Raw genomic sequence first — 6236 nt, forward strand, 5'->3', positions numbered from 1 at the left:
TACAGGTAGGTTCATGGCCGCAGCACATCATGACTGCAACCCGTCCAGGCGATCACGCAGGTGCCGAAGCGTGCGGATCATATACTTTTCCACCATGTTCTTGGACAGCCCCAGGCGTTCGGCGATTTCGGCCTGGGTCAGGCCCTCGATTTTCTGCCAGACAAACACCTTGCGGCAGTTGACCGGCAACTCGGTGAGCGCCCGTTCGATGGAATCGACCAGCTGGATCGCATGCATGAAATGCTCCGGGTCGCCGGTCGGCGACTCACTGAGATCGATCGCCTCTGACTCCATGGCGCCCCGCCGGTCCTCACGCCGATAACCATCCACGGCAATGTTGCGCGCGGTCTGGTGCAAATATGCCCGGGGCTGTTCCACCCGCGCCGAATCGGACTCAAGCACCCGCACGAAGGTATCGTGGGCCAGGTCCTCGGCCTGCTGACGATTCCTCAGGCGACGGGTCCAGGTACCAACCAACTCTTCGTAATGCTCGAAAAAGCCGTGTCTGCGGGGCAGCTTGAGGGTCATTGCGGTGTGCTGTGGAAACGGGGCGTGAATAGTAATGCTTCTTATTAAACCAAAGCAATCGCCACCCACCTCAAACACGCCCCCTGTAGGAGCTGCCGAAGGCTGCGATCTTTTGATCTTTCTTTCCAAAATCAAAGTCAAAAGATCGCAGCCTTCGGCAGCTCCTACAGGTAACCCGAAACGAAAAAAGGCCGCTGATTACTCAGCGGCCTTGTTCAATCCGACGGGTTACTCCGTCTTGCAGATGCCATCGAAGCCGTCATTCACAGGTCGGTAATTTCCTTGTGGCGAGGTACCAGCATCTTCATCACACTCCACGCCACCAGATAGGCCAGCGCGCAGACGGCGAACATGATCATGTAGCCGGTACGGATTTCACCCACCGATTTGTAGTAGTCGAACACCCAACCACCGATCTTGGTCAGCAAGACTCCGCCCAACCCACCCGCCATACCGCCAATGCCGACCACGGACGCGACGGTCTTTTGCGGAAACATGTCGGACACCGTGGTGAAGATGTTGGCCGACCAGGCCTGATGCGCCGACGCGCCCACACCAATCAGCAACACCGGTACCCAGACGCTGATGTGACCCAATGGCTGCGCCAGCAGCACGACCAACGGGAAAACGGCAATCACCAACATGGCTTTCATGCGACCGTCATACGGCTTGTCGCCACGGGCCATGAAATAGCTGGGGAACCAGCCGCCGCCAATACTGCCGACCATGGTCATGCTGTACAGCACGGCCAGTGGCACCACAATCGCTGCGCCTTTCAGGCCGTACTGCTCCGACAGGTAGGTCGGCAGCCAGAAGAGAAAGAACCACCACACACCGTCGGTCATGAACTTGCCGAAGGCGAACGCCCAGGTCTGACGGTATTTCAGCAATTGGAACCACGAAACCTTTTTGCCGACGCCCGTCTGCACAGCAGCGCTGGCGGGGGAATCACTGCGGATGTGCGCCAGTTCCTGCGCCGACAAGCGCTTCTGCTCCTCCGGCTTGTCGTACAACACCAGCCATACGCCCATCCAGATAAAGCCCAGCATGCCGATCACGATGAACGCCGTCTGCCAGCCCCACAGGCCAGCGATCAGCGGCACCGAAATGGGTGCCAGGATCGCGCCGACGTTGGCCCCGGAGTTGAAGATGCCGGTGGCGAAGGAGCGTTCCTTCTTCGGGAAATACTCAGCGGTGACCTTGATTGCGGTCGGGAAGTTGGCCGATTCACCGATCGCCAGCACGGCGCGCGACAGCATGAAGCCGGCGATCGAGACCGGGATGACCGCAATACCCAGCGCGCTACAGATGGCGGCAATACCCTCGCCCATGGGTTCTGCAAAGGCGTGCATGACGGCACCGGTCGACCAAATGCAAATCGCCACCACAAAAGCGGCCTTGGTGCCGATCTTGTCCACTACACGGCCCGCGAACAGCATGGAAATCGCGTAGGTGAACTGGAAGACGGCGGCAATGTTGGCGTAATCGGTGTTGCTCCAGCCAAACTGCCTCGACAGATCCGGCGCCAGCAGGCTGAGCACCTGGCGGTCGAGGTAATTGACGGTGGTTGCAAAAAACAACAACGCACAAATGGTCCATCGGTATTTACCGACAGACTGGCTGACGCGTTGCGCAGTAATGGGCTCGTTCAAGTTCATGGCATCACTTTATTGTAGATTTTTGGTGATGATCTCTCGGTGTAAAACGAGATCGATTGGGCCGCCGGGCTTCACTTCAATGCATCAGTCCACGACGAAACGGGCCCTATTCCGCCAAGGGATTGGGCCAACTGATTTCGGACAACTCATCAGACAACTCACTGAGAAACGGGGACCGATTGCTCAGCCTGCGTTTCTCACGCGAGTCAGTGACGGGTTGTCTCAGGTAACGGGCGCAAGGGTGTGTGCACATAGAAGCCGATGGCTGAACACGGGAACTTCAGGGGCGAGAGGGAGGCGATTGGATTCATGTTGAGGTCGACACTCTTTTTATTTTTAGTTTGGACGTTCATGTCATATGTCGTCGTATGACTTAAGCAATTTATAGCCAGTCCCATGGGCCACTGTCAACAAGAAAACTCCTTAGACCTGAACGGCCTGACCGCCCTGAAAATGCGACATATAATCGAATAAACCCGTAAAACAGGCTCCTGGGCACAGGTACCGCGACGCGTCGCTCACTCCCTTGTGAGTTTTAAAAAGGCGTCATCGACCCTTCATCGTTGTACGACAACCGGTAGGAAAACAGTCAAAATCCGCCCGACTACGCTCAATCAGGCACAGATCCAAAGGTTTTTGGCAGGATTCCCAATGCAGCCATTCACCGGCTGTAGCAAAGTGCGGGCATGGCTGTTATCGGCTTTTCCGAAGGAACCCAGAATGTTCACCTCCCTTGCATTGCGAAACAGAAAACCGCTGGCCCGCCTCGCCCTGGCTATCACGCTGGGCACACTCGGCCTGCCTTACTGGGCGGGCAATGCCCAGGCCCACGGCGGTCATGCCGACATGGTGCCGCTGCAAGAGGGTCTGGAGGCCTTTGGTGCCACGGTGAAATGGGACGACTACGCCAACCTGTTCACCATTGCCAAGGACGGGGTCTATCTCAAGGTCAAGCCCGACAGCAAAGTGGCGATGCTCAACGGCAAGCGCATCGAGCTGACGGTGCCGGTGGTGTTCAAGGACCATAAGGCGTTCATGTCCACCGACTTCATCAACCAGGTGTTCCAGTCCGGGCTGGACAAGACCTTCGTCGTCGAGACCCGCCCCAACCCGCTCAATCCCCTGAGCGCCGCCGAAATCACCACGGCCGTGGACATCGTCAAGAAATCGGACAACTACAAGCCCGGTTTCCGTTTCACCGAAGTCTCGGTCAAGGCGCCGCCCAAGGATCAGGTGTGGAACTTCGCCCTCACCGGGCAGAACGTCGCCCAGCCGCGCGAGGCCTCAATCGTGGTGCTCGACGGCAAACATGTGATCGAAGCGCTGGTGGATCTCGACACCAAGACACTCAAGTCCTGGAAGCCGATCGAAGGCGCCCACGGCATGGTCTTGCTGGACGACTTCGCAACGGTGCAATCGGCCGTCGAGAGCAGCCCGGAATACGCCCAGGCCCTGGCCAAGCGCGGTATCAACGATGTGAAGAAGGTTGTGGCCACGCCCCTGACCGTCGGTTACTTCGACGGCAAGGACGGCCTGGCGCAGGACAAGCGCCTGCTGAAAATCGTCAGCTACCTCAACACCGGTGACGGCAACTACTGGGCGCACCCGATCGAGGGCCTGGTGGCGATTGTCGACCTGGAACAGAAGAAACTGATCAAGATCGAAGACGACGCGCTGATTCCGGTGCCGATGAAGCCGACGCCGTATGACGGACGCGGACGCCAGGGCGTCGCAGTCAAACCGCTGGAAATCATCGAACCCGAGGGCAAGAACTACACCATCAGCGGCAACAGCATTCACTGGCAGAACTGGGACTTCCACGTTCGCCTCGATTCGCGGGTCGGACCGATCCTGTCCACCGTCACCTACGACGACAAGGGCAAGAAACGCAAAATCATGTACGAAGGCTCGCTGGGCGGCATGATCGTGCCTTACGGCGACCCGGACATCGGCTGGTACTTCAAGGCCTACCTCGACTCCGGCGACTACGGCATGGGCACCCTGACCTCGCCGATCGCCCGCGGCAAGGACGCCCCGGAAAACGCCGTGCTGCTGGACGCCACCATCGCCGACTACACCGGCGCACCGACCGCTATCCCGCGCGCCATGGCGGTGTTCGAGCGCTACGCCGGGCCCGAGTACAAACACCAGGAAATGGGTCAGCCCAACCTCAGCACCGAGCGTCGTGAGCTGGTGGTGCGATGGATCAGCACCGTCGGCAACTACGACTACATCTTCGACTGGGTCTTCCAGCAGAACGGCACCATCGGCATCGACGCTGGTGCCACCGGCATCGAAGCGGTCAAGGGCGTGAAGTCCAAAACCATGCACGAAGACACCGCCAGGGAAGACACGCGCTACGGCACCCTGCTCGATCACAACATCGTCGGCACCACGCACCAGCACATCTACAACTTCCGCCTCGACATGGACGTGGACGGCGAGCAGAACTCACTGGTGGAAGTGAACCCGGTGGTGCTGCCCAACGACCGTGGCGGCCCGCGCACCAGCACCATGCAGACCGAAACCAAAGTGGTCGGCACCGAGCAACAGGCGGCGCAGAAATTCGACCCGTCGACCGTGCGCCTGCTGACCAACTTCAGCAAGGAGAACAAGGTCGGCAACCCGGTTTCCTATCAGCTGATTCCGTACGCCGGCGGCACCCACCCGGTGGCCAAGGGCGCCAACTTCGGCAAGGACGAATGGCTCTACCACCGCCTGAGTTTCATGGACAAGCAACTGTGGGTGACCCAATACAACCCCGAGGAAAAATACCCTGAAGGCAAATACCCGAACCGCTCGGACAAGGACTCGGGCCTGGGGCAGTTCACCCAGGACAACCACTCCATCGAGAACACCGACGACGTGGTCTGGCTGACCACCGGCACCACCCACATCGCCCGCGCCGAGGAATGGCCGATCATGCCGACCGAGTGGGTGCATGTGCTGTTGAAGCCGTGGAACTTCTTTGATGAAACGCCGACGTTGAACCTCAGCGCCCCGAAGTAAACAGGTCGAATGCAATACCTGTAGGAGCGAGCCTGCTCGCGAAGATCTCAAAGACACTGCGTTTATCCAGAATTCGCGCGTTATCGTTGACGACCATCGCGAGCAAGCTCGCTCCTCTAGAATCCCAGCTGGTACTCAGCGCGCCGGTGATTGTCATTGATGTTTTGACAGGGGCAGGCCGGTTTCCGGATCGAGGCCTTTTTCCTCACTGAGTTCGCGAATCATCTCCTCCGAAGGTTTCTCCGGAGGTGGTGTGGAGTCCCTTTTTTTCAGCCATTCGAAGGTGCCGTCCCAGTCCGGGAGTTTGGCGGGGGGAAGCGGGACGATGCTGTCGATGTCGGGGACCTTGGCACCAAGGTCTTCATAGCGGTCGAGGAACTCCTCGATTATTGCGTAGCGTCGGGAGCGCTCTGGATCTTCAGCCAGCGCGAAGTAATACAGTTCATTTTTTGGATCTGGTGTTCTAAATCCTCCGCTCAAGAATCCGGCACTATTCCCGCTACCGTTACGAGCGCCTGCCTGAAAACCCTGTATAGCTTCGGGATAAACATCCCGTGCTTTAAACAATACCCCGTAATAAAAGCTGCTCTCTTTATGCCCTTGATTCATGGCACAACGGCGCAATTCGATTACCACCTCATCCGCAACTTCAATTTTCTCTAACAATCTCGACACGTAAAACTGGGCGTCCGGATTGCCCAAGTCTGCCGCTTGGCGAAAATATGCATGTGCTCGACTGGTATCCTGTTTGACGCCGTATCCAAGTTCCAAGTAATGACCCATATCGTAGTAGCCGCCTGGAACACCTGCCGAGATGAGCGATTCGACAATATCGATGACTTCCTTGCCAGGCTCATCACTTTTAATCATGCCTTGTGATATCAACGTATGCAGATTGGTGCCAGCCTTGTAACTGCCCGCTGCATAACCTAATCGATAAAATCTGGCAATCTGTTGATAGTTCTTTTGAGCAACCCCTGAATCAAGGAATCGTGCATAGTTATAAAGGCTCTGAGCACTTTCACTAACAGGCGGCAGGCG

Annotated in this window: 4 protein-coding genes; 1 reads left to right on the forward strand and 3 read right to left on the reverse strand. The window is 57.6% G+C overall.

Annotation, left to right across the window (positions count from 1 at the left end):
• Positions 1-27 precede the first annotated feature (27 nt).
• Both AC07YV_RS26055 and AC07YV_RS26060 read right to left on the reverse strand, forming a co-directional pair.
• The gene (locus tag AC07YV_RS26055; protein ID WP_102702361.1) at positions 28-528 is read right to left on the reverse strand and encodes a sigma-70 family RNA polymerase sigma factor; all 501 of its coding nucleotides are present in this window, start codon (positions 526-528) and stop codon (positions 28-30) included.
• Between the two features lie 263 nt (positions 529-791).
• Entirely contained in the window at positions 792-2186 is a 1395-nt protein-coding gene (locus AC07YV_RS26060; RefSeq protein WP_102702362.1) for an MFS transporter, read from the reverse strand.
• A 720-nt stretch (positions 2187-2906) separates the two neighbouring features.
• Between AC07YV_RS26060 and tynA the strand changes: the two genes are divergently transcribed.
• Positions 2907-5195, forward strand: coding sequence for a primary-amine oxidase (gene tynA / locus AC07YV_RS26065; protein WP_102702363.1), 2289 nt, complete (start codon positions 2907-2909; stop codon positions 5193-5195).
• A gap of 153 nt (positions 5196-5348) precedes the next feature.
• Here the strand turns inward: tynA and AC07YV_RS26070 are convergent.
• A partial coding sequence (locus AC07YV_RS26070; RefSeq protein ID WP_494990366.1) for an SEL1-like repeat protein occupies positions 5349-6236 on the reverse strand: 888 nt, incomplete at its 5' end.

It is taken from the genome of Pseudomonas sp. GW456-E7 (assembly GCF_059424105.1).

Coding starts and splice junctions, on each gene's coding strand:
- AC07YV_RS26060 (WP_102702362.1), bottom strand. CDS start 2,186: ATGAACTTGAACGAGCCCATTACTGCGCAACGCGTCAGCCAGTCTGTC.
- tynA (WP_102702363.1), top strand. CDS start 2,907: ATGTTCACCTCCCTTGCATTGCGAAACAGAAAACCGCTGGCCCGCCTC.
- AC07YV_RS26055 (WP_102702361.1), bottom strand. CDS start 528: ATGACCCTCAAGCTGCCCCGCAGACACGGCTTTTTCGAGCATTACGAA.